At 46.4% G+C, this 24,785-nt stretch carries 19 protein-coding genes and 1 tRNA gene; 14 read left to right on the forward strand and 6 right to left on the reverse strand.

The window, feature by feature from the left end:
• Window positions 1–279: 279 nt before the first annotated feature.
• A complete protein-coding gene (gene purD, locus K5Q92_RS04215; protein ID WP_220767806.1) occupies window positions 280–1,581 on the reverse strand; it encodes a phosphoribosylamine--glycine ligase in 1,302 nt (433 codons plus the stop codon).
• 210 nt (window positions 1,582–1,791) lie between these two features.
• Entirely contained in the window at window positions 1,792–3,381 is a 1,590-nt protein-coding gene (gene purH, locus K5Q92_RS04220; RefSeq protein ID WP_220767807.1) for a bifunctional phosphoribosylaminoimidazolecarboxamide formyltransferase/IMP cyclohydrolase, read from the reverse strand.
• 358 nt (window positions 3,382–3,739) lie between these two features.
• Here purH and zntR point away from each other — a divergent pair, with 358 nt between their 5' ends.
• The 9 genes from zntR (at window position 3,740) to selB (ending at window position 16,192) form a co-directional block, all read left to right on the forward strand.
• Complete coding sequence (zntR, locus tag K5Q92_RS04225; protein ID WP_220767870.1) at window positions 3,740–4,249, forward strand: Zn(2+)-responsive transcriptional regulator; 510 nt, start codon at window positions 3,740–3,742, stop codon at window positions 4,247–4,249.
• A gap of 21 nt (window positions 4,250–4,270) precedes the next feature.
• Window positions 4,271–5,629 carry an SO_0444 family Cu/Zn efflux transporter gene (locus K5Q92_RS04230; protein WP_220767808.1) on the forward strand — a complete coding sequence of 453 codons (1,359 nt, stop codon included), beginning with the start codon at window positions 4,271–4,273 and terminating at the stop codon, window positions 5,627–5,629.
• A gap of 168 nt (window positions 5,630–5,797) precedes the next feature.
• Window positions 5,798–6,481 carry a thiol:disulfide interchange protein DsbA/DsbL gene (locus tag K5Q92_RS04235; RefSeq protein ID WP_220767809.1) on the forward strand — a complete coding sequence of 228 codons (684 nt, stop codon included), beginning with the start codon at window positions 5,798–5,800 and terminating at the stop codon, window positions 6,479–6,481.
• 702 nt (window positions 6,482–7,183) lie between these two features.
• The gene (gene fdnG / locus K5Q92_RS04240) at window positions 7,184–10,204 is read left to right on the forward strand and encodes a formate dehydrogenase-N subunit alpha (RefSeq protein ID WP_220767810.1); all 3,021 of its coding nucleotides are present in this window, start codon (window positions 7,184–7,186) and stop codon (window positions 10,202–10,204) included.
• A gap of 2 nt (window positions 10,205–10,206) precedes the next feature.
• Window positions 10,207–11,109, forward strand: coding sequence for a formate dehydrogenase subunit beta (gene fdxH / locus K5Q92_RS04245; RefSeq protein WP_220767811.1), 903 nt, complete (start codon window positions 10,207–10,209; stop codon window positions 11,107–11,109).
• A gap of 5 nt (window positions 11,110–11,114) precedes the next feature.
• Window positions 11,115–11,759 carry a formate dehydrogenase subunit gamma gene (locus K5Q92_RS04250; RefSeq protein ID WP_220767812.1) on the forward strand — a complete coding sequence of 215 codons (645 nt, stop codon included), beginning with the start codon at window positions 11,115–11,117 and terminating at the stop codon, window positions 11,757–11,759.
• 2 nt (window positions 11,760–11,761) lie between these two features.
• A complete protein-coding gene (gene fdhE, locus K5Q92_RS04255; RefSeq protein WP_220767813.1) occupies window positions 11,762–12,733 on the forward strand; it encodes a formate dehydrogenase accessory protein FdhE in 972 nt (323 codons plus the stop codon).
• A 109-nt stretch (window positions 12,734–12,842) separates the two neighbouring features.
• Window positions 12,843–14,291, forward strand: a complete 1,449-nt coding sequence (selA, locus tag K5Q92_RS04260) for an L-seryl-tRNA(Sec) selenium transferase (protein WP_220767814.1) — start codon at window positions 12,843–12,845, stop codon at window positions 14,289–14,291.
• A complete protein-coding gene (gene selB, locus K5Q92_RS04265; RefSeq protein ID WP_220767815.1) occupies window positions 14,288–16,192 on the forward strand; it encodes a selenocysteine-specific translation elongation factor in 1,905 nt (634 codons plus the stop codon). Before selA ends, selB begins: the two co-directional genes overlap by 4 nt.
• On the opposite strand, the gene K5Q92_RS04270 is transcribed toward selB, so the two are convergent.
• Window positions 16,170–16,264: transfer RNA gene (locus tag K5Q92_RS04270), tRNA-Sec, on the reverse strand. The genes selB and K5Q92_RS04270 overlap by 23 nt on opposite strands.
• 148 nt (window positions 16,265–16,412) lie before the next feature.
• On the opposite strand from K5Q92_RS04270, the gene fdhD reads away from it, so the two are divergent.
• The 3 genes from fdhD (at window position 16,413) to yedF (ending at window position 19,026) form a co-directional block, all read left to right on the forward strand.
• Complete coding sequence (gene fdhD, locus K5Q92_RS04275; RefSeq protein WP_220767816.1) at window positions 16,413–17,276, forward strand: formate dehydrogenase accessory sulfurtransferase FdhD; 864 nt, start codon at window positions 16,413–16,415, stop codon at window positions 17,274–17,276.
• A gap of 160 nt (window positions 17,277–17,436) precedes the next feature.
• Window positions 17,437–18,702, forward strand: a complete 1,266-nt coding sequence (gene yedE / locus K5Q92_RS04280; protein WP_220767817.1) for a selenium metabolism membrane protein YedE/FdhT — start codon at window positions 17,437–17,439, stop codon at window positions 18,700–18,702.
• Between the two features lie 87 nt (window positions 18,703–18,789).
• Window positions 18,790–19,026, forward strand: a complete 237-nt coding sequence (gene yedF, locus K5Q92_RS04285; RefSeq protein WP_220767818.1) for a sulfurtransferase-like selenium metabolism protein YedF — start codon at window positions 18,790–18,792, stop codon at window positions 19,024–19,026.
• Window positions 19,027–19,133: 107 nt separating this feature from the next.
• Here the strand turns inward: yedF and K5Q92_RS04290 are convergent, their stop codons facing one another.
• Both K5Q92_RS04290 and K5Q92_RS04295 read right to left on the reverse strand, forming a co-directional pair.
• Entirely contained in the window at window positions 19,134–19,862 is a 729-nt protein-coding gene (locus K5Q92_RS04290; protein WP_220767819.1) for a YebC/PmpR family DNA-binding transcriptional regulator, read from the reverse strand.
• A 180-nt stretch (window positions 19,863–20,042) separates the two neighbouring features.
• Window positions 20,043–20,933, reverse strand: coding sequence for a LysR family transcriptional regulator (locus K5Q92_RS04295; protein WP_220767820.1), 891 nt, complete (start codon window positions 20,931–20,933; stop codon window positions 20,043–20,045).
• A 143-nt stretch (window positions 20,934–21,076) separates the two neighbouring features.
• Between K5Q92_RS04295 and K5Q92_RS04300 the strand changes: the two genes are divergently transcribed.
• Together K5Q92_RS04300 and K5Q92_RS04305 are read left to right on the forward strand one after the other, a co-directional pair.
• Window positions 21,077–21,442 (forward strand): isochorismatase, encoded by a 366-nt coding sequence (locus K5Q92_RS04300; RefSeq protein ID WP_220767821.1) that lies wholly within the window; start codon window positions 21,077–21,079, stop codon window positions 21,440–21,442.
• Between the two features lie 431 nt (window positions 21,443–21,873).
• Window positions 21,874–23,709, forward strand: coding sequence for a hypothetical protein (locus K5Q92_RS04305; RefSeq protein ID WP_220767822.1), 1,836 nt, complete (start codon window positions 21,874–21,876; stop codon window positions 23,707–23,709).
• Window positions 23,710–23,834: 125 nt separating this feature from the next.
• Here K5Q92_RS04305 and K5Q92_RS04310 read toward each other — a convergent pair whose 3' ends face one another.
• Window positions 23,835–24,782, reverse strand: coding sequence for a LysR family transcriptional regulator (locus tag K5Q92_RS04310; RefSeq protein ID WP_220767823.1), 948 nt, complete (start codon window positions 24,780–24,782; stop codon window positions 23,835–23,837).
• Between the last annotated feature and the right edge of the window lie 3 nt (window positions 24,783–24,785).

A 24,785-nucleotide genomic window follows, 5' to 3' on the forward strand; every position in this document is an offset into this window, starting at 1 on the left:
TTGGAGTTGTTGTTTGCTGCTAATTAATTGGGTTTATCTGGTTATAAATTTTGTATGCGATATAAAAGTTGCATATAAAAACAATGTTTTAGCTTAGTTGTTGAAAGATACCCAAAAGCGCTAAATATCCCCGATTAGTTAAAGGACTTTTATGCAGGTAATTTGCATTTAAAAAAAGTGCGACCTATCTCGCATTTTTGGTTTCTTATGTTTTAGACGAATTACAGGTATCAAAAAGCCCAGTATTAACTGGGCTTTTAAGCTAGAACTGAGGCTGAGTTAGCCTTCGCCGTTCTCGCGAGCTATTGCTCTGTAAGCAATATCTGTGCGGAAGTAGACGTCATCCCAATGGATAGCATCAACTAAACTGTAAGCTGCTTGCTGAGCTTCGGTTACGGTATTACCTAGTGCGGTAGCGCATAATACGCGGCCACCATTAGTGACAACGTGACCGTCTTGCATGCTAGTGCCAGCATGGAACACTTTAGCGTCATTATTGCCTAGCGATAGGCCTTCAATCACATCGTGCTTGCGGTATGCATCTGGGTAACCACCTGCAGCCATGACTACGCCTACTGCTGCGCGTGAGTCAAACTCGGCTGTGACCTGGTCAAGCTCGCCGCGAGTCGAGGCTAGGCAAAGCTCAACTAAATCAGATTTAAGGCGCATCATAATCGGCTGAGTTTCAGGATCGCCAAAGCGGCAGTTGTACTCAAGTACTTTGGCGCTGCCATCTGGTGCAATCATCAAGCCTGCGTATAGGAAGCCTGTGTAAACATTGCCTTCAGCTGCCATACCATCAACCGTTGGGCGAATAACATGTTCAATCGTCCAGTCGTGAACCTTTTGGGTGACAACTGGTGCAGGAGAGTATGCGCCCATGCCGCCAGTGTTTGGACCATGATCGCCATTATCGCGAGCTTTATGGTCTTGGCTGGTGGCCATAGCAAGAATGTTCTTACCGTCTACCATCACGATAAAGCTGGCTTCTTCGCCTTTTAGGAACTCTTCGATAACCACGCGAGAACCCGCTTCACCAAACTTATTGCCTGCTAGCATATCTTCGATAGCCGCATCAGCTTCATTTTGGTCTGCTGCGATGATCACGCCTTTACCCGCGGCTAGGCCATCGGCCTTAATCACGATAGGGAAACCTGTAGTCGCCGTAACTTGAGTCACATAAGCTTTAGCGGGTTCAATCTCAGTAAAGTTTGAGTAAGCTGCAGTAGGTATGTTGTGACGTGCTAAGAAGTCTTTGGTGAAGGCTTTAGACGACTCAAGCTGCGCCGCGCCTTTAGTTGGGCCAAAGATAGGTAGGCCTGCTTCGTTAAAGGCGTCGACAACGCCAAGTGCTAATGGCACTTCAGGGCCAACAATAGTGATAGCGACTTTTTGCTCTGTTGCAAATGCCACTAACGCTGAGATCTCTTCAACGTTAATTGCTACGTTTTCAAGTTTTGGCTCTAATGCGGTGCCAGCGTTACCAGGGGCAACAAAGACAGTTTTAACTTGCTCAGATTGCGCAGCCTTCCACGCCAATGCATGTTCGCGACCGCCGCCACCAATGATCAATACTTTCATATCTTTACCTTTTATAGCTGCGCCATTCTCCCTATCTCTGCATCAAGCATGCTCACGTATTGGCATACGTTGCGCGTGCTTTCTTTGACCTAGAAAGAATGGCTTGCTCTAAATGTTAAAAATCAATTTTTAGAAGCTTGAGGCAAAGACCCTAAGGTGCGGAACCTAGAACCTAGAACCTAGAACCTAGAACCTAAAGCTTCATATAAATTAATGACGGAAGTGACGCATACCGGTAAATACCATTGCCATGCCGTGCTCGTCTGCCGCTGCGATGATCTCTTCATCGCGGATAGAGCCACCTGGCTGGATGATACAGCTGATGCCAGCTTCTGCTGCGGCATCGATACCATCACGGAATGGGAAGAATGCATCCGATGCCATTACCGAGTTTTGTACTTCTAGACCTTCGTCAGCGGCTTTAATACCGGCAACTTTAGCACTGTAAACTCGGCTCATTTGGCCAGCGCCGACACCGATAGTCATGCTGTTTTTGGCATAAACAATCGCATTTGATTTAACAAACTTAGCCACCTTCCAGCAGAACATTAAGTCTTTCATCTCATCAGCCGTTGGCTGACGTTTAGAAACCACCTTAACCTCGTCTAGTCCAACCATGCCTTGGTCGCGATCTTGTAGTAATAGGCCGCCGTTTACGCGCTTGTAATCTAGGCTGGTAGTCTTTGTTGCCCACTCACCGCACTCAAGTAAACGTACGTTGGCTTTTGCAGCGACAACGTCGCGTGCTGCTTGGCTCACTTTAGGGGCAATGATCACTTCAACAAACTGGCGCTCTACAATCGCGCTAGCCGTTGCTGCATCTAGCTCGCCGTTAAATGCGATGATGCCACCGAAAGCTGAGGTTGGGTCAGTTTGGAATGCACGGTTGTAAGCTTCAAGCAGGTTTTCGCCAATTGCTACGCCACATGGGTTAGCGTGCTTAACGATCACACAAGCTGGCTCGTCAAACTCTTTTACACACTCAAGCGCTGAGTCGGTATCGGCGATGTTGTTGTATGAAAGCGCCTTACCTTGCAGCTGGACAGCTGTGGCAACAGAAGCTTCATCAAGGTTAGTGTCAACGTAGAAAGCGGCAGTCTGATGGCTGTTTTCGCCATAACGCAAGTCTTGCTTCTTAACCAGTTGAGTGTTGTAAGTGCGTGGGAACTTAGAGTCTTCATGACACTCGTCCTTGCTGTGTGCAGGTACTTTTGTGCCGAAGTAATTAGCAATCATGCCATCGTATGCAGCTGTGTGCTCAAACGCGGCAATCGCTAAGTCGAAGCGAGTTTCAAGTGTTGTGCTACCTTCGTTCGCTTGCATCTCTGCAATAACGCGGTCGTAGTCGTTAGCGTTAACTATGATTGTGGTGTCTTTGTGGTTTTTAGCGGTAGAGCGAACCATAGTCGGGCCGCCGATATCGATGTTTTCGATTGCATCGGCAAGTGTACAGCCTTCAGCTGCTACAGTTGCAGCGAACGGATACAAGTTAACAGCAACCAAGTCGATAGGTTTGATGTTGTTTTGTTCCATTACGATTTCGTCGATACCACGACGCGCTAAAATGCCGCCATGCACTTTAGGGTGCAGGGTTTTAACGCGGCCATCCATGATCTCTGGGTGACCAGTATAATCTGATACTTCAATGACAGGCACACCATTATCAGCCAGAAGGCGTGCGGTGCCACCAGTAGAAAGTAGTTCAACACCTTGAGCATGCAGCGCTTGTGCAAACTCTAGGATTCCGGTTTTATCTGAAACGCTTAACAGCGCGCGACGAATAGGTCTGGCATTATTCATTGTAGGTACAGGGTCCAGTAGTTATTTTTAAGGATCTTTCGGAAAACAGAACAGTCTCATGCCATATTGGCCTACACTGCTTTCCAAAAGTCCCTCAATTTTTATACCCTTTCGTCACGGCGCGCGTATTTTACCGTAAATTTGTAGTCGGCGGTGCTTTTTTCTGCGCGATTTCACAATACGTTCAGCAGAACAAGCTTTCTTGTTTATTTAAGCGCAGAATAAGACTTGACCTTGGATACAACTCCAAGGTTTATACTCTCGCCATTGTGGTGGCAAAAGCCTTGTGGTTTGTCGGTTTTATCGCTGGTTAATGCTTGAGTTGGAAACTGAATTTAAGATTGATTTGGAGCTAGGCATGTATCGAATAGGTGAACTTGCGCAGCTGTGTGAGGTTAAGGCTGACACCTTAAGGTTTTATGAAAAGCACGGTTTGTTGGCACCATCTTCACGCACAGGTTCTGGTTACCGTATTTATACGGAAGCAGACGCCGAACGCTTGCGCTTTATTCTGCGCGCTAAGGCTGTGGGTTTTACTTTAGCGGAGATCACGGAGCTTTTGTCGATTGAACTCGATAAATCCAATTGGGCCTGCGCAGATGTAAAAGGCATGGTAGACGACAAGTTGGCGAATGTTGAAGCTAAAATTGCAGAGCTGAATCATTTTCAATTGTCTCTGCAAAGGTTGTCGCAAGCTTGCTGTGGAGGCCCTGAAAGTGCAGAGCATTGCTCAATACTCGAAGCATTAGAATCAAATACTGACAGCATCCGCTGTGAAAATGACACCCATGCTCATGATCAAAAGCAGTTCACTAAAAGCTGCACGGATAGAGCGAATGCTAAATCGACAACTAAATCGAATACTTAAGAATATACGTGAGAAGTAGTTATGTTATTAGAAAACTTTATTGAGCTGTTTCTAGAGTCGGCTCCTTGGCTTTTGCTCGGGCTAGTACTGGCTGGTATGTTGAAAATGTTCGTGCCTATGGTCTGGATGCAAAAGCAGCTTGGCGGTCACGGCATTAAAACCACAGTTAAGGCAGCGGTACTGGGTGCGCCTCTACCTTTGTGTTCTTGCGGCGTTATTCCTGCGGCGGTGGGTTTACGCCGTAGTGGTGCATCGAAAGCAGCAACTACCTCATTTTTAGTTTCAACTCCAGAAACCGGTGTCGACTCAGTAACAGTATCTTATGTGTTACTCGGGCCATTCATGGCGATTGTGAGGCCAATAGCCGCAGTTGTCAGTGCGATTGTAGCTGGTCTATTAGTCGGGCGAGATGACGATGACGGTAAGCCCGTTGCTAGCGCAGCAGCTAAGCTCGGCTCAGAGCCTCAAGCCGAGCCTGCAACATCTTGTTGTAGTAGCAAACAGGCAGCGCCGAAAGCAGAGCCTGTCAGCTCATGTTGTAGCAGTAAAAAGGTCGAGCCTGTAGTAGAAGTTAAGGCTGAAAAAGCCTCTTGCTGCAGTAGTAAAAAAGCTACCGAGATTGTTGAGCCTAAATTGGAAAAACCTTCGTGTTGCTCAAGTAAGGCACCAGCAGTGGTATCAGTAGCAGAAAAGTCATCTTGTTGCAGTAGCAAGAAAGTGGATACTGCGAGTCATGCCCACAAAGGTGACGAAGCTGAAAGCTGCTGTGAATCGACCAGAGATGTGGCAACGGAGCTAAAAGGCACCTCTATTATTAGTCGTATCGGTAAGGGTCTACATTACGCGGCGACCGATCTTGTGCGTGATACTACCGTTTGGTTGTTGATCGGCCTGTTCTTCGCTGCATTGGTACAAACCTACGTGCCAGGTGATTTTATGGCTAAGTGGGGCGATGGTATTTTGGCTATGTTGGTGATGGTACTTATCTCTGTGCCAATGTATATCTGCGCCACGGCATCTACGCCAATCGCAGCGGGACTGCTATTAGCAGGTGTATCTCCCGGTGCAGTATTGGTGTTTATGTTAGCCGGTCCAGCGACCAATATTGCCACCTTAGGTGTGGTGACTAAAGAGCTAGGTAAGCGTGCGCTCTATGGCTACTTAGGCGGCGTATTAGGCGTGGCGCTAGTATCAGGTATATTAGTTAACTACCTAGTCGACACCTTTGGTTTTGTGGTGATGCCTCAAATTGGTGAGCAGCATGAGCTATTGCCTGCCAGTATCGTCTACACCTCGGGTGTTATTTTAGCGATACTGATGGCTAAAGTGTTCCTTGATAAGCTTCCTAAAAATTGGTGGCGTCGAGATTGCTGTTCATAACTAGAATTATACTGATTGGTATTAAACAACCTTTGCAGGGAATTGTTTGATTAGGTAAAAGGCACTCATTTGAGTGCCTTTTTGTTTTTGGGCTAATATGTGATGAGTGCTAGTGATGATCCTAAGTAGCCCGCAATATGGTCAATCACACGAACAAAAGGACCTGTCATGAAAAAACTTCTAGTTAGCCTGTTTCTCACCTTAGCGATGATAGCTTGTTCCGAACCATCTAAACCGGATGCTGGCGGTAACCTTGTTGAAGGATTTGTCGAAGGCGTGCATTACCGTGTGTTAGCGACCCCTATTCCCGTAAGCAGCGATAATATTTCGGTCACCGAGTTTTTTTGGTATGGCTGCCCCCACTGTGAACTGTTTGAAAAGCCGCTGCACAAGTGGGAACAAACTATGGGCGATGGGGTACAACTGGTACAATCGCCAGCGGTGTGGAATCAGGCGATGAAGTTACATGCCAAGGTGTTTTTTATCGTACAGCAGATGCCAGATAAACAAAAAATCCATACGGCTTTATTTGGAGAGGTGATGGATTTGCGAGAAATTACCGATCTCAAGCAACAGCAATCAAAGTTAGGTCATTTCTTAAATGGTTACGGTTTAACGCAGCAGGAGTTTACCGAGAAGCTTAACTCCGAAGAGATCAAGTCTAAGCTTAAGCAGGCGATGCAGATTATGTCATCGGCCGAGATCCGAAGTACGCCAACCATATTAGTCAATGGCCGCTATATCGTGCTGAATGAATCGGCAACTTCAGCTGAGCAGGTGATGGAAATTGCCAGTTACTTAGTTGAATTGGAAAAAGCTAGGTTGGCCACCCTAAATGCCGGCAAGAGTTAGCGTCATAAATAACGCCGTTATGGTTGAAAACTCACCAACAGTCGAATTGAAAATTTCGAAACAACAAGGTTGATTGGTTGGTGGGGAAAATTTACTCAACGGCAAATCATTCTATTTTTAGGTCTGATAGAACATTGCAGTACATGATGTGGTGGTTTTGGGTGTGCCATATTGTCTAAGCTAGACCAGCTCGCGGCTAGCATCAAGGCTGTCAGAGTTTGTTATTAAAAAGCTGTTATTGGGCTGTCAGTTCCATTACCTATTGCTAGGCGTGCTCTCACGCCTCTTCCTGTTTATCACTCTCTACTTCCCCTTAAATCTATTTAACATCTAATTCGCATTGCCAGTGAGACATAATGTCTTACCTTTGTGGGTCAATATGTCCGATTGTTATTCGTTAGTTTGTTTTGGTGTTTTATTCTGTTTTTGTCTCTATTTTATCGCCTTTGCGGCTCTTTGATTTGATTCTTTGTCAATTTTTAGTGTTTTATTTTATTGTGATTTTAGTGTGATCTTTGTCGTGTGTTATAAATTGTTCGTATAGCTGACTTTGAGGATAATCGGTTCGCGTTAATTAGCCTTTGTTGAGCTTGTGGCTAGTCGCACAGGTTGGACTAAAAGTGGATTAGCGGGAAAACCAAAGCTACGTGCCGAGATGAGTTAGTCGGCCAGAGTAGAAAATACTAATTGTGTGAGGGTTATATGGACAGACGACAGTTTTTTAAACTGTGTGCCTGCGGAGCGACCACATCGGCCATATCAGCATTGGGATTAATGCCCGGTACTGCCATGGCGGCGCCTCGTGAGTATAAGTTGTTGAAAGCAAAAGAGACCCGCAATAACTGCTGTTATTGCTCAGTGGGTTGTGGCTTGTTGATGTACAGCTATGGCAGCAATGGTAAAAACGCCGAGAAAGCGATTTTCCACATTGAAGGCGATGCCGACCATCCGGTTAACCGTGGCGCATTATGCCCTAAAGGTGCGGGTCTAGTGGACTATGTGAATAGCCCTAACCGTAACCATTTCCCTGAAGTGCGTGAGGCAGGCTCTAACGAGTGGAAGCGCATCAGTTGGAATGAGGCATTTAGCCGTATCGCTCGTTTGATGAAAGACGATCGCGATGAAAACTTTATTGAAAAAAATAGTGATGGCATCACAGTAAACCGTTGGTTGAGTACAGGCATGATGACTTCGTCTGCACAGCCAAACGAAGGTGGCTTCATCACTCATAAGTTTGCTCGTTCTCTTGGCCTAGTGGCCATCGACACTATTGCGCGTAACTGACACTCCCCAACGGTAGCAAGTCTTGCTCCAACATTTGGGCGCGGTGCCATGACCAACCACTGGATCGATATTAAGAACTCTAATGTAGTGGTGATCATGGGCGGTAATGCCGCCGAGGCACATCCTGTCGGTTTTGGTTGGGTTACAGAAGCCATGGAACACAATAACGCCAAGTTGGTGGTTGTGGATCCGCGCTTTAACCGCAGCGCAGCATTAGCTGATTGTTATGCACCACTTCGTAGTGGTACTGATATCGCATTCCTTTTAGGTCTTTGTCGATACCTCATTGATACTAAACAAGTTAACTACGAGTATGTCAAAGCGTATACCAACGCAAGTTACATAGTCCGTGAAGATTTCGAATTCAATGAAGGCCTATTTAGTGGTTTTGATGAGAGTAGCCGCAGCTACGACAAAGAAACTTGGTACTACGAACTTGATGAAGATGGTTACGCCAAAGTCGATGAAACTTACGAGCATCCTCGCTGTGTGTGGAACTTGCTAAAGAAGCATGTGGATCGTTACGACTTCGAGACTGTCAGTAATATTACCGGCACACCAGTTGAAGACTATGAAAAGGTTTGTGCGCTTATCGGTAGCACACACACTCACAATAGAGTGGCGACCTTTATGTATGCGCTAGGCTGGACTCACCACACTAAAGGCGCACAGAACATCCGTTCTATGGCATTAGTGCAGTTACTGCTAGGTAACATCGGTGTGTTAGGTGGTGGTGTAAACGCGTTGCGTGGTCACTCGAACGTACAGGGCGCAACCGACATGGGTCTGCTTTGCCAGAACCTGCCAGGTTACTTAAAGCTTCCAAATGACAAGGATACAGACTTAGCCACATACCTAGATAACTATACGCCTAAGGCGTTGCGTCCAGGCCAAACAAACTATTGGTCTAACTATCCAAAGTTCTTTATCTCGCAGATGAAGAGTTTCTGGGGCGAGCATGCAACTGCAGCTAATAGCTTTGGTTATGACTGGTTACCTAAGTGGGACCTACAGTACGACTACACCAAGCATATCGACATGATGTACAAGGGCCAAGTTAATGGTTACTTCGTGCAGGGGGTTAACGCGATTAACTCTATGCCAAACCGTAACAAGACCTTAGCGGCGTTATGTAAGCTTAAGTACTTGGTTGTAATGGATCCATTGGCGACAGAAACCTCATTGTTCTGGCAAAAAGCCGGTGAGTTCAACGACGTACAGCCAAGCGAAATTCAAACAGAAGTATTCCGCCTGCCGACAACGTTATTTGCTGAAGAAGAAGGCTGTATCGTTAACTCGGGGCGCTGGATGCAGTGGCACTGGAAGGGCGCGAACCCGCCGGGTGAGTCTAAGCCAGATGCTGAGATCCTATCGGGGATCTTGATGAAGCTGCGTGAGCTCTATAAAGCCGAAGGCGGTGTGTTGCCGGAGCCAATTGAAGCGGTTAACTGGGCTGGTTATCACGATCCACACTTCCCACATGGCGAAGAGGTGGCAAAAGAGCTGAACGGTATTGACCTTAAAACGGGCAAGCAGCTCGATAGCTTTAGTCAGTTAAAAGATGACGGTAGTACCTCTTGTGGTTGTTGGATCTATTCGGGCTGTTGGACCGAAGAAGGCAACATGATGGCGCGTCGTGATAATTCCGATACCTCAGGTAAGGGGATTACCCCAGGTTGGGCATTTGCTTGGCCGCAAAACCGTCGCGTGCTGTATAACCGCGCATCCTGCGATGTGAACGGTAAGCCTTGGGATCCAAAACGCATGATCCTTGAGTGGGATCAGGGTAAATGGCATGGCATCGATGTGGGCGACTTCAATATGAAGTTACCGCCACAAGAGTCTGCGCATCCATTTATCATGCAGCCTGAAGGTGTAGGGCGTTTCTTCTCGCTAAAAATGCTAGCGGAGGGACCATTCCCTGAGCATTACGAGCCAATGGAATCGCCAATTGGCACTAACCCATTGCACCCGAATGTGATCAGTAACCCAGCGGTACGTTTGTTAGAAGGCGTTCAAGAAACCTTAGGTTCACATAAGGAGTTCCCTTATGTATGTACCACCTACTCGTTAACAGAGCACTTTAACTTCTGGACTATTCACTGTCGTCTAGCGGCTATTTCAATGCCTGAAACCTTTGTTGAGCTGGATGAAATTCTAGCGGCACAGAAAGGTATTGCTAACGGCGATTGGGTTCGAGTCAGCTCTAAGCGCGGTAGTTTGCTAACTAAAGCACTAGTGACTAAGCGTCTACAACCACTCAAGGTTCACGGCAAGATGGTGCATACGGTTGGCTTACCTCGTCATGGTGGTCATAGCGGATTAACCCGCAGAAGTTACAGCTGTAACGTACTGACCACGGAAGTGGGCGATGCTAATACTCAGGTGCCTGAGTTTAAGGCATTCCTTGTGGATATCACTAAGGCTGAGGGAGTGTAATCATGTCTTCTCAAGATATTATTTTAAGCTCTGGCACATCAGAGCTCACCCCTGCAGCGCAGGTACGCCGCAAGTTAAGCAAGGTCGCTAAGTTATTCGATGCGACTAAGTGTAACGGTTGTAAGGCATGTCAGGTGTCTTGTTCAGAATGGAACGACCTTAGAGCGCCAATTGGTAGCTTCCAAGGGACTTACCAAAACCCAATGGATCTGTCTTCTGAGTGTTGGACACTGATGAAGTACAACGAAGTTGAAGAGAACAACCAGTTGCGTTGGCGTTTTACTCACAACGCATGCATGCACTGTGACGATCCTGCTTGCTTAACGGCTTGCTCGACCAAAGGTGCCATCGTTCAACGGGCTAACGGCGTAGTCGATTTTGACTCCGATAAGTGTACTGGTTGTGGCTACTGCGTGTCGGCTTGTCCGTTCGATGTACCAAGACTCGACCCTATCGATCAAAAGGCCTACAAGTGCAGCATGTGTTCAGACCGCCTGCAAGTGGGGCAAGAGCCTGCATGTGTGAAGTCTTGTGTTACTGGTGCGCTGAAGTTTGGTACCCGTGAAGACATGTTGTTTATCGCAGATCTTAGAATCAAAGAGCTGCATAAACGAGGCTTTGTTAATGCAGGTCTATACAACCCAGAGGGTGTGGGTGGTACAGGCATGATGATGATCCTGCATGATGTTAGCAAGCCGCAAGACTACGGTTTACCTGCCGATCCGAAAACGAGCGTGCCGGTGAAACTGTGGCAAGACGTGGTTAAGCCACTGGGTACCGCGGGTATTCTCGCAACCGTGGCGGTGGCCTGTCTACACCGTATCACTGTGGGGCGTAACATCGTTGAAGAAGATGAGCCAGCAGCGTTTGACCACACTCACTCAGATAAGTCAGATAAGGAGTAACGCTCATGCATAAGCAGAATATGATTTTGCGTCATAAGTTGTTCGACCGCATCTGTCACTGGTTTGTGGTTGCCGCTGGTTTGGTGACGTTCCTAACAGGCTTTGCCTTTTTCTTCCCATCATTTCAATGGTTGGGTTCGATTGCAGGTACACCACAGATGGCGCGTTTTGTTCATCCGATTGCCGGTTTGCTGATGTGCTTACCGTTAATGCTGATGCTCGTGCGCTATTACCACCATAACAAGTGGGAAAAGAATGATCTGACATGGATGTTAGCCATTAAGGATGTGATGTTCGAGAACGAGGACAAGATCCCTGCTATCGGCCATTACAACCCAGGTCAAAAAGTGCTGTTTCGTACCTTCGTGGTGACCTCAATTGCATTGACGATTACGGGCATCATGATGTGGCAGCCTTACTTTGCCCCTTATTTTGAAGCAAGCACTATCCAGTGGGCCATTTTGATTCACGCAATTTGCGCAGTGATCATGTTGATCTTTGTGATTGTGCATTTCTGGATGGCAACGTGGGTGGAAGGATCGGTTGCTGGCATGTTGTACGGCTACGTGTCGCGGGCTTGGTGTAAGAAGCATCACCCTAACATGCTAAATGATCCTGAATTAAAGACTAAAAAGCAGGAAAAACACTAATTATGAGCACAGCAATACTCGACGCTGAGAAAATCTCTGGCCAGTCATTGGATATTAAGACCGTGATCCCAGCAGACCCAAAAGCCGTTTATCAATTTAGAGCACAGCGACTCGCTGAGCTAGCCGAGGAGTCAGGATTAGCAGAATACTTCGGCTTACTCGAGCAGTTAGTAATAGCTCAACAAAAGGTATCGGCACTCTATGGTGAGGCGGCAAAGAGCTGCTTTGGTCCAAAGCCAAAGTTAGATCTAAGCCAAGATAAGCCGATGGCACAGCAGCATTTTGAGTGGGGCAACTATTGGCAGTCGGTATTGCTGGAGCTGATTAGTGAGTTAATGCCAAAAGTCAGCACCGACTTACACTTAGTACTAAAGGAGTTAGCTAAGGCTAGAGCCGATGTGCTGCAAGGTTATGCCAAGTCTATGCTTAGCGGACGCTTTGCCGAAGTGCCGGCGCAGTACAGCCTATTTATTTGGGCTGCACTGTCGGTGTACTGGTCACATTGGGCGGTAGAGGTGGCACAAGGATTAGCGGACGCGGCAGAGGCCCACAAACGATTATGTCCCGTTTGTGGAAGCCATCCTGTAGGCAGCGTGATCAAGGAAGAGCCACGTGCTGGACTGCGTTACCTGCATTGCAGCTTGTGTGAAACCGAGTGGCATGAAGTGCGCGCCGAGTGCACTTCATGTGGTGAAAGCAAGGGCGTGTTCTTGTGGGCTGAAACCGAAACTAATGCCGCAATTCGCGTTGAAAGCTGCGATACCTGTATGGGCTACACCAAGATGTTCTTTACCGACATCAACCCAAGACTAGAAGTAGCAGCAGACGACTTAGCGACCTTAGTGATGGACAGCCATTTGGTTGAGCAAGGATACAGCGCAACCACGGTGAATCCGCTGCTACTTGCTCATGAGCAAGAAGTAGAGCCTCAGCTAAGTGAAGAGCCTCAGCCTAAAGTCGGTGATATCCACTAGCCAGCTTTTACAAACAGGTAATAAGCAAGCCAACCAAGAGCCGCATTTCGGTGCGGCTCTTTTATTAAATCGATTCAATAAAATAACTAACACAACCAGACGAAGACCTATGACTCAAGCTATCAACTCCACTCAAGCGCTATACCGTTGTTTACCAGCAATGGACAGCTTGCTACTGATACCTCAAGTGATGAGTTTTATCGACCAGCAGGGTAAGCCCTGGGTTAAATCCTTATTGGCACAAATGCTTCAAGATGCACGCCAGCAAATAGCAAAGAACCAAAGTTTGCCAAGCTGGTGCTTGGACTCAAGTCATGTCGCTGAAGAGTTAGCTGGTCGTATTGTTTGTGCTCAGCGCCAAAGTATGACCCCAGTGATCAACTTAACTGGCACTATATTACACACCAACCTTGGGCGCTCGCAGATGTGTGAAGCGGCAATCGCTGCCGTGACTGGGGTGATGCGCAGCCCTGTGCCGCTTGAGTTTGATATGGGGCAGGGAAAACGCGGCCACCGTGACAGCGCAATCTCAGCATTGATTCATGAGCTAACGGGCGCAGACAGTTGCTGCATCGTCAATAATAACGCTGCCGCTGTGCTACTTATGCTTGCCGCAACTTCGGCAGGTAAAGAGGTTATTGTTTCTCGTGGTGAGCTGGTGGAGATAGGCGGTGCGTTTCGTATTCCCGACATAATGGCACAGGCGGGTTGTAAGCTGGTAGAGGTCGGTTGCACTAACCGTACCCATCTTAAAGATTACGCCGCAGCGATTAGTGAAAATACCGCCGCAATAATGAAGGTACACACCAGTAACTATCATATCTCTGGTTTTACTAAGGCCACCGAAGAGGCCGAGCTAGCGGCATTGTGTAAAGCGCGCGGCATCGCGCTTATCTCAGATCTCGGCAGTGGTGCGCTTACTGACTTATCGCGCTTTGGTTTGTCAAAAGAGCCGATGCCGCAGCAGATGCTTAAGGATGGCGTCAATCTGGTGAGCTTTTCTGGCGACAAACTGCTAGGCGGGCCGCAAGCGGGCTTAGTGGTCGGCGATGCGGAGTTAATCGCTAAGCTGCAAGCCCATCCGTTAAAACGCGCACTGCGCTGCGATAAAATGACCTTGGCAGCACTCGAAGCCACGCTTATGCAGTATCGCAATCCTGAGGCGCTAGATACTCAGCTACCCATCTTTAGAAAGTTATCAAGGTCAAAGGCTGAACTTGAACAGCTTGCGCACCACTTAGTGGCGGCTTGTACCCCATTTCACCCCCTATTTGAAGTGAGGTCACAGGCTAGTCAAACCCAAGTCGGAAGTGGCTCTCAGCCTGATGTGTTGCTGGATTCGGTATCAGTTTGCTTTACTGCGAAACCGGAGAGTCAACTAAGCCTACAGCAACTCGATAGCCACTTTAAAGCGGCTGAGATCCCGATCATCGGCCGCATTACTGCTAACCAGCTTTGGCTCGATCTACGTGGCAGCGATAACGACCAGCAGCTAGCGCGGGTATTGACGCAGGTAGGCAAGACGGTCGCAGCGATGAGCTTGGGAGGCTGCCAATGATTATCGTTACCGCAGGCCATGTGGATCACGGAAAAACCAGCTTAATTCAAGCGCTAACAGGCACTGATGCCGACCGTTTACCGGAAGAGAAACAGCGCGGCATGACCATAGAGCTGGGTTACGCCTTTATGGATTTAGTCGATGGTGAGCGTCTAGCCTTTGTCGATGTACCGGGCCATAGCAAGTTTATCAATACCATGTTGGCAGGGGTGAGCTGCGCCAAACATGCGCTATTGATCATCGCCTGTGACGATGGCGTGATGCCACAAACCCACGAGCATTTAGGCATCTTGCAGCTGCTTAATCTCGACCATCTCATCGTAGTGCTGACTAAGCAAGATAAGGTGGATAACGCTAGAGTTGATGTGGTCAAACATCAAGTCAGCGAACTGTTGGGGCAGTATCAAAGAACGAGTCCTATCTATGTGGTATCGGCGCAGAGCGGGGTTGGCATTGATGAGCTAAATCTTGCTATTAGACAGCTGGCCGAAGCCCAAACTAAAACGCTAAATCAAGTAAGTCCTGAGTCTAGCTTTCGCATGGCGATCGATAGAGCCTTCAGCGTGAAAGGAGCTGGCCTTGTTGTCACAGGTACTGTGATTAGTGGCCAAGTGAGTCAGGGACAGAACCTCTATCTTTCGGGACAGCGCAAACCAGTAAAAGTTAGAACCCTGCATAGCCAAGGCCGATCGAGTGAGCAGGCACATCATTGCCAACGCGTGGCACTAAATCTAACTGGAGTTGACCAGCATCGCGGTGCTCTGCGCGGCGATTGGTTAACCGCGCTTGAGCCGATAGCTCCGCCTAAGGTGATTTGTGGCGTATTTGAATCCTGCTCTTCATTCAAGCATTGGCAAAGCGTACAAGTGCACCTAGGAAATAGTCATACCACGGCACGTATAGGTGTGTTGCAGAGCCTTGCTGACGGTAAGACCTTGGTGGAATTGCAGTGTGAGCTGCCACTTCATTGTGTTGAACAAGACCGAATCATAGTGCGAGACGCGGCAGCAAGAACCACCCTAGGTGCGCTGCGCGTGCTAGATATCAATCCGCCAAAACGCGGTAAGCGTAGCCCCGAGCGTTTGGCTTATTTAGAAGCATTAACAGAGTGCACTTCAATAAAATGCAGCTTACAGGTTCAAATGCAGAATCACTGCGTTGAGAAGTCTGGGTTCATGTGGGCCAATCAGTTAACGGAGCGCACTCCGCTATTAGCAGATAGGCGTCTGCTAGAGCTTGATGGTTACCTGCTATCTCAGACGCTAAATCGGCAGATTGAGACTCAACTATTAACCCTAGTGGAAGATTATCATCAGGCATCCCCGGAGCTGCTTGGTCTAAGCATTAACCGTCTACAGCGCATGACCCATGGGCAATACCCTTTACCTGTGCTACTCAAACTGACTGATAGTCTGCGTGAGCAGCAACGGCTACAGAGCACTCGCGGCCTGTTGCACCTGCCGAGGCATAGCTTGAGCTTATCGGAGCATGAGCAACAGCTCTGGCTCAGTATTAAACAATTGATGTTGGCAGCAAATGGCCCGTTATGGTCATCGGATCTGGCTAAGCAGCTTAATGTAGAGCTCACAAGCATACGGGCACTGTGCCGTAAGCTGATTCAATTAGGTTATTTATCCGCCATTATTAAAGACCGCTTTATGTTAACTGAACGCCTTTATTTTTACGCGGATGTTATTAGGCAGCAAATTAATATACGTGGCGAATTAAAAACCGCTGATTTTAATTCAATGATTAAGTTAGGCCGCAAGGCCAGCATTCAATTGTTGGAGTTTTATGACCGCAGTGGATTAACCTGGAGAAAGAAAAAGGATAATTCGAGAGTCATTCGAGATAGCAGCATATTTATAACGAGTGATTTGGCGGAAGAACATAGGAGTTGAACCTACCCGGGACTGCTGGCAGCCCCACCTGGATTTGAAATCCAGACGTTTCACCGGAAACGACGTTCTTCCGTATCACTTGCGGAGATAATAGATAATTGTGTTTGGCTAAACAATATCGGTCGATTTCAAACTTTATTAAATGTGAATCCAAATACCATTTATCGATATTGATATCGTTGAGTGGGACATTATTTACCAGAACAAATGGAACAACGCTATGACGGAACTTGTGTGTGGCTTAAATAATATTACCGAGCAGACTTCAGTCACTTGTTTTCGTAATGACAGAGAACAAGTATTAATAGAAACGGTCGCGAAAGAAGTGAGAGTCGCGCTGATCTATAATGGTATTTCTCATGTGGTGATGATGGCCTGCCCAACGGCATTAAGAGAGTTCGCCATCGGCTTTAGTTTGTCTGAGTCCATTATCGAAAGCGTACGCGATATCCGTTCTATTGAGATTGAAACCATTGCCACTGGTGTACTGGTACATATAGAAGTGTCTCAACGCTGTTTTATGCAGTTAAAAGCGCATCGCCGTAGTCTTGCAGGGCGCACAGGCTGTGGCCTTTGCGGCATAGAACAGATAGAGCAAACGGTTAAACCGATTGTAAAAGTCACAGGGAATGAAAAGTTTAATCTAAACAGTTTAAAAACAGCACTAGGTAACCTACATAAGCATCAAAGTGCATTTAATTTGACCGGTGCCACACATGCCGCTGCCATGTTGTCGGCAGAAGGTGATATTATGTGCTGCTTCGAAGATGTTGGCCGCCATGTAGCCCTCGATAAATTAATTGGTCATATCAGCTTTGATAATCAGACTCGTCAGTCGGCCTTGTTATTAACCAGTCGAGCCAGTTTTGAAATGGTACAAAAAGCCGCCATTTCAAATATTAGTATTATATTTGCAATTTCTTCTGCAACTTCGTTAGCGATTGATATCGCGAACAGGTCGAATATTACCTTGGTTGGGTTTTGTCGTGAAAATAGAGTGACGATCTATACTCATCCTGAAAGGTTGTATTTATGTAATAAAACACTAAGTAATGTTGTAAATAATAGCTTGGCTGTAATCTAGTTAAGTGTGTTATCTCAGTAATTAATGTGTTTTAACTTTTGGCCCTTAAATTATTTACTTAGATTAAGGGCTGCATTTAAGTGCTTAATTTAAGCGTTTGACTCAATTGCTTAAATTAAGTGTTTTATTTAATTTTCATGCTAGTTGGTAAAGTTTAAATATGTGGTTAACGTTTAAAAATCAGTTTTTTATTAAATTCTGGTCGCCTTTTGCCGCCGTTATTGCGGCAGGTATTTTGTCGACCTATTTTTTTGGTCTTACCGGTTCTTTGTGGGCGGTAACTGGCGAATTTACTCGCTGGGGTGGTCATGTACTGCAGTGGTTTGGGGCTGAGCCGGAAACTTGGCAGTACTTTAAGATTATCGGCCTTAATGGCACACCGCTGGATCGTGTTGGTGGCGTGATGATTATCGGTATGTTTGGTGGGTGTTTGGCTGCGGTATTGTGGGCCAACAACATGAAGCTGCGCATGCCAAGTTCCAAAAAGCGTATTGCACAGGCACTAATTGGCGGCATGATCGCAGGCTTTGGTGCGCGTTTGGCAATGGGATGCAACTTAGCGGCCTTCTTCACCGGTATTCCGCAGTTTACGCTACATGCATGGATTTTTGCCTTTGCAGCAGCGGCAGGCACCTACATTGGCGCTAAGATCACCTTGCTACCGTTTTTCCGCTCAACCGCCAAGGTTAAGCTTGGTGGCTTGAAGAAAATAGCTAAACCCAATCCGAATCAAGTGCAGAATCGCTTTCGCTTAGGGTGGGTAGTGTTTGCTGCCATGATCGCGGCTTCATTCTATATTATGCAAAGCTCGACCAAGTTGGGTATAGCTATGTTCATGGGAATTATCTTTGGTTTATTGATTGAACGGGCGCAGATCTGCTTTACCTCGGCGTTTAGAGATATGTGGATCACTGGTCGCACCCATATGGCTAAGGCGATTATCTTAGGCATGGCGGTGAGTGTTATCGGTATTTACAGCTATGTGCAGCTAGGTATGACTCCCAAAACCCTATGGGCTGGCCCGAATGCGGTGATTGGTGGCTTACTGTTTGGTATCGGTATTGTGATTGCTGGTGGCTGTGAAACAGGCTGGATGTACCGTGCCTTAGAAGGTCAGGTACACTTTTGGTGGGTGGGTATTGGTAATATCCTTGGCGCAACCATACTGGCCTACTATTGGGATGTGGTGGCCGCGCCATTGGCGACTAGCTGGGATAAGGTCAACTTACTGGATGTGTTTGGGCCACTAGGGGGCTTAGGTGTGACTTATCTATTACTGGGCTTATCCTTGGTGCTGATTTTAGTCTGGGAGCAACGCTTCTTTAATAAGCAGAAGAGTGAGCAACAAGCGCTGGCTGCAAAGCTTGCTGAGTTAAAGGTAGCGCCTGTGGCTACAGTTACAGCAACATCAGCCACACAAGCTTAAAAATCAGCTAAAAAAATAGCGAATTGATTCATTTGTTTTATATTCGGCTCAAGCCAATTGAGTCGACGTTTTGCTGAGGAGCATAGTATGACAGCATCTATCGTACCTGATTACAATTTAGAGATTTACGGTGAGCCTTGTCCTTATCCTGCGGTTGCTACGCTTGAAGCGATGCAGTCACTAAAAACGGGCGAAGTATTGGAAGTGATCACCGATTGCTCGCAGTCGATTAACAACATTCCTAATGACGCAAAGAACCATGGCTATGAAGTTTTAGACATTAGCCAACAGGGCGTCATGCTACGTTATTTGCTTAAGAAATAAGTTAAAAGCTAATTGAAAAAGTAGTTTTTCGTCGATTTAAGAGCAATAAAAAAGGCACTCAATGAGTGCCTTTTTTGCTGACTAGCGTTTCGCGAGTCATTAAAACGTTACTGTGGAAGTTCTGCGTTGTGGTAAACGTTCTGTACGTCGTCACAATCTTCAAGTGCAGCAAGGAACTTCTCAAACTGCTCAATCTCTTCTGGATCGGTGATAGCAGTCATAGTCTGCGGCACGAAAGTAATCTCTTCCATTACATAGTCAGTGTCTTCCGGTAGCTCAGCCGCTAATGCAGTTTTTACTTTGAAGAACTCTGTGTGTGGTGCATAGACACTGATCATACCATCTTCAAGCTCAACGTCTGTTACATCAACGTCAGCCATCATTAGCATTTCAAGGATGGCATCTTCGTCATCGCCAGCAAATACGAATACGGCTTGATGATCGAACATGTGGCCAACAGTGCCTGGGCCACCTAATTTGGCATCGTTTTTAACGAATGCTTGACGAACTTCGGTAAAAGTACGCTTGCCGTTGTCTGTTAGACAGTCAGCAATCACCATACAACCGCCAGGACCAAAACCTTCATAACGTGCAGTTTCGTAGTCTTCGCCACCACCGCCTTTGGCTTTATCAATTGCGCGCTCAATAACATGTGCTGGCACTTGATCTTTCTTAGCCTTGTTAATCATTTGACGAAGTGCAAGGTTGCCATCGGGATCGAAACCACCATTCTTGGCACAAACATAGATCTCTTTTCCGTATCTAGAATAGAGTCTCGTTTTTTGCCCAGCAGTTTTCGCCATGGATTCTTTGCGGTTTTGGTATGCTCTGCCCATCTTGATCTTTCTCACTAAGCTTCAAAAATTGCCAGCAATGTTAGCAGCTTTATCAAAACAAATCAGGTACAGGCCTTTAAAAATGCTAAACGCTGCTAATAATTTCGCTTTATAGCAGTAACTATGTAGCTTAAAGCAGGTTAGTTTAGTGCTTTATCTCGTCTTAGCCGCTGTAGTGCGCTATTGATTAAAGGATTCTATAAGGGTCTCTATAGTTTGCTTGATAAGTAGTGGCGGAGTGCGACCAAAATCATGGAGGGCATAAACAGCATTGAGTGGGCATTGGTGTGTCGGCATCAGTTCAACTAGCGATGATTCTTGCTCAAACACAAAGTCAGGTAATAAGGCTACACCTAAGCCGGCTTTAGCCAGCGAAAGTACCGCAGAGGAAGTGTCAGCATAGCGATTGGCGGTAAAATTTAACTTTAGTGTATTGGTCGCTAGCGTATCGAGTTTGGGCTGCAGGTTATGTTCGATATTTTGCCCTTGCCAAGAATTAGCTATGTAGTCTAGGGCCTGCCATTGCCCATCGGCCAATTGTTGCTTGTATTGCTCAATAAAGGCAGGAGTTGCGCATAACACATCTCGGAATTGGCCAATTTTTCGCTGTATTAAGTTGCTCGAAGTGAGCTTTCCTACTCGAACGGCAATATCAACATCTTGGCCTAACAGGTCGATGCGGCGGTCTTGTACTTGAATGCTTGGCCTTATCATTGGGTTTCCATGACACAATGTAGCGATAGCGGGAGCAATGATGCCATCGACTAAGGCGTGGGGAGAGCTGATTTTTATCGGGCCTGCCAGCTTGTCTGCCGTTTCTCTGGCTTCTTGCCAAGCGAGGGTTGAGATATCCCCTAACTCACGGCAGCGCAGATAGAAATCTTTACCAGCAGGTGTGAGTTGTTGTCTGCGAGTCGTTCTGTGGAGTAGTTGGACGCCAACAGCAAGCTCTAATGCTTTTAGATGATGACTGATAACCGATTTAGACAGTTCGAGCCGATCGGCTGCTGCACTGATAGAGCCACTATCGACTATTTGTTTAAAGATGGCCATATGTCGTAGATGATCCATAGTATTTTACCTGAGCGAGCCTTCTCTATTGTTCTGTTATATTGAACAGTCTTTATGTTTTTGGCTAGGTTATCAATGCTAATTATCGCTGTAAACTGCTTGTCTAGTTTGAATTTAACCTATCACGAAGTGGAGTAAAACAGATGTCACAGCAATTGATTGAAGCGGTAAAACTTGCAAGCGATTTATGGAAAAAAGGCTTTAATACTCAGGATGCTGCTTTGTGCGCTGCGCAATACACTGCCAATGCGCCGATGCTTGCCCGTCCTTTTGGTAAGTTTATAGGCACTGAAGCTATTCAAGCGTTTTGGCAAAACCTTATCGACCAAGGTTATCGCGATGTAGAATATATAGATCCAAAGTTTGATGTTATCGATGAAAAATCTGTCTTGCTGACAACGGCTTGGAAGATGAATAAGGCTCATGGCGTTGTCCATAAAGAGCTGTGGGTATTGCAAGATGATGGCTGTGCTAAGTTAGTTGATGATGAATTTGAAGTGTTAGGTTAGCTGTTACATTTATTATAAATTTACTATCGAATATTTATTAGTGTGGGTCTAGTTCACTTTTGCAACTGACTCACACTTAATTTATTGTCGTTTTCCCAATTTATTTCAAGCAACCCCCTTTTTACCGTATGACACCTGCTTAATTAATCCTTAATCGCAGGCTGTTACTTGTTGTTACTCTTGGTTTTTAATTATTTTATTTTCAATGCTTGCTTTTGTTTTTATTGGTTTTTAATTTGACTTCTGACTTTTTTCTTGATTAATTAAATATTAATTTTTTTATGTATTATTTATGTTTGTTTATTTATTTAATGATTGGGCTTAAATAAATTAATTGTTGGGGAATTAATCACAAAAATAATCAACTACTACTAATAAGGTATTTACGGGGGAGTAAAAGATCACGACTTAATTATAGTTATGGAGTGATGATGAGAAATTTTAATAAATGCAAAGCGGCGCTTATCGTCGCCGCAGCTTTTGGCCTCGCCGCCTGTAGTGACGGTAAAGATGGTAGTGATGGCGAAGATGGTACTAGCCCATTACCACCAGTAGTCGAAGCGACTGAAATCACCAATGTTGAAATGCTGAGCCACACCCTAGAAGAGGGCGCGGTACGTTTTGAGTTTGAAGTTACTAATGAAGAAGGTCTGCTTGTCAGCGGGCTAGAAAAAGTGAGCGCCGAGGTTGCGGAGCTGACAGATAAAGGCATTGCCCGTAGTCGACCTGATTTTGAGGGAACCATTGCTGGTGGCAGTGCCAATGAGGCTACCGAAGGCGCAAGTCTTACCATGACGGAAAGTGGTCGTTATGAGTTTTTAGCACCAATGCCAGCAGTTAATGCGGGGACTGAAGGGATCATTCGAATCGCTGTTGGTGGTGGTGAGAATATCGCTAAATCAAATTATATCGTCGTTGATAAGTCTGAAGGGTTGCACACTACCTCTACCGCAACCTGTCACGGTTGCCACGTCGACTATGCGGCGTCTAAATTAAAACATCCAAGTTACACAGCGATTAATACCGATGGCGAGACTGATCTTGTCGCAGGCTGTATGGTCTGTCACGGCAACGTCGTGCGTGACGATGGCGGCTATGCTCGTAACTCGATGCAGAAGATTGGCCATATTAACCATCAGAAGTTTGAGAAAGATTTCGAGCCCGCTAACTGTTACACCTGTCATGCCGAGCCTATCACTAAGGTCAATAGCATGAGTACCTGTACTGACTGTCACGATGCCGCAGGTGTCGGTTCAACTGCAGTTGCCATGACCTATAGCAGCTTCGATGAATCTGATGATGTGCGCCTATTCCATAAGAAGGTGATGGAAAAAGCTCAAGTTCGAGATGAACACACATCAACTGTATCAGCACCATATATGAACGCTGATAATAGTTATTGTACCGACATCAGTTTATTTAAAGGTGAAGAACAGCTTAACCTTGAGACCCTATTATCTGATGGCACAATCTCTTATGTAGGTGCTTACTTACATGGTTACGACAAGGCTTCGATTGTTGGTCGCGCTGCAAGAACCAGCACCACAAGCTTCGATGCTAACGGTACCGCTGCTATCTGTTTTGCTAGCTTAGATGCAATATTCCCAGAGTTGATGGCAAGTTCCCGCATTACCTTTAACTTTGGCGATGATGCTGGCTACGATGGGGTAACGCTTCACGGGTACTCAGACATGATGTCTGGTGAGTTGTATGAGCGTCGCCATAGCGTCACGGTTGATAGCTGTTCGACTTGTCACAATAACGAAAGCAACTATCACAAGAACGGCAGTTACAGTGATGGTGGTTTAGGTTGTGTGGCATGTCATAACAATGGTCAAGATCGTAGTTCGAAGAACTCTGCACCGGGCTTTGGCCCTATGGTCCACAGCATGCACTGGGGCGTAGGAAGCTCTGCCATTACTGGTGAGCCAAACTCTGCCACTAAGCTTAATGCTGAGAACTGTGTGGCTTGTCACGCCGACGGTATAGATTTAAACGCTATCCCTAACCAGTACATGTTGTCGAAAGCCTTTAACGCTGGGGTTGATGGCGTCGCTTCTAGTCCAATTACCGCTAACTGTTTTGCCTGTCATGACAGTGACCAAGCACTTAACCATATGATTTCAAATGGCGGAGAGCTAAATATACAAGTAGATAAGACAGGTGATTGGTATACCCAAGGCACATCTGAGTCTTGTGCAACGTGTCATGCAGAGGGGCGCTCATACGGAATTGAGAAGTACCACGTGTTTGACCGTAAGGAATAAAAAGTAAGGGCTAGCTTCTCCCTGCAACTAGTTAGCCCATGACTTTTTTGGGCGTGATTTAAGCGCTATTCGAGATAGTTTTCCGCTGATTTTGAATAGCGTTTATCTAACGCCTTTTTTTGTTGTTAATCACTGTTGAATTTAGGACGCTCGATAAAATCAGGTACATCCAACACCTTATCTTGCCAGTTATTGAATAACGCCTGATAGAGAAACTCGATAAATACTCGATAACGCCGGGGTAGGTACACTCGCTGTGGCATACTCATAGTGACTAGGCTTTGTTTCATCGGAAAGTCATTCAGTACTGTTACTAGCTCACCCTTCTCTAGGGCATTGTGAGCAATCACTAATGGTATCGCTGCGATCCCCAAGCCCTCAATCGCCGCCTCTCGCATCAGAGTAATATTGTTGGTTTCGAGTCTCGATTCCGGCTCTATAGTCACCCATTCTTTGCCATTAAACAGCATCCAGTTGCCGTCAATATGGGGAGAACTAATACGGATACATTGATGCTGTCGTAACTGCTCTGGGGTGGTGGGCTCGCCAAATTTATCGAGATAATCTGGGCTGGCCATCAGAATTTTTGGAGTATTGATCAGGGCATAGGTTTGTAATCTATCATCGGTTTCTGCGGTGATCTGAAACAATAGATCAACCCCTTCAGTTATCACATCGACCTGACGATTAGTCAGCTCCGCTTCGATCGTAATATCGGGGTAGAGCGCTAGAAACTGGGCGAAGATCCGCCCAAAATAGAGCTGCCCCATCTCGATAGGACAGACAATTTTTAGGTGACCTTTAATCGTCTGTTGCCTCGCACTGAGCTGATCTTCGGCATTCTTAAGATCCGTTAAGATCCGATTCACACGATGAAAGTAGTCGGCTCCGGCCTCGGTGAGCTTAAGTGCGCGAGTGGTTCTATGCAGTAGTTGTACTCCCGCATCGGCCTCCAGTTCGGCCACCTTACGGCTCACGGTAGCCTTTGTCAGACCTAAGACGTTGGCAGCCCGAGTAAAACTACCTTGCTCGACGACTTGGGCAAACATTTGAATGCGATTGAGATCTATCATTGT

This window comes from Shewanella sp. MBTL60-007 (genome assembly GCF_019654915.1).
Classification (GTDB): domain Bacteria; phylum Pseudomonadota; class Gammaproteobacteria; order Enterobacterales; family Shewanellaceae; genus Shewanella.